This is a genomic window from Staphylococcus pasteuri (genome assembly GCF_030547725.1).
Taxonomy (GTDB): Bacteria; Bacillota; Bacilli; order Staphylococcales; family Staphylococcaceae; genus Staphylococcus; species Staphylococcus pasteuri.
In genome coordinates, this window is sequence record NZ_JAUOQO010000630.1 from 1 (window position 1) to 251 (window position 251).

A 251-nucleotide genomic window follows, 5' to 3' on the forward strand; every position below is an offset into this window, starting at 1 on the left:
CAGCTCACCCGTTTGGTAGTCAAACTGAGTTTGCACATAGGTAAAGCCGTTCATACGGGCAATCATGTAGGCTGCGTCTTTCCCTAAGCCATTTAGAATGAGCCGTAGCGGTTTGCTTCTTACTTGGTTGGCATACTCCGAAATTTTAATTGCGCCTTCGGCTGCTGCGTAAGATTCATGACCGGCTAAAAAACAAAAACAATCAGACTGAGTAGACAGTAGCCGCGAGGCTAATTGCCCATGCCCTAAGC

At 47.4% G+C, this 251-nt stretch carries 1 protein-coding gene; it reads right to left on the reverse strand.

Annotation, left to right across the window (positions count from 1 at the left end):
• Window positions 1–251 (reverse strand): GGGtGRT protein (locus Q4528_RS14980; protein ID WP_303522474.1); only part of this gene is annotated, 251 nt, incomplete at both ends.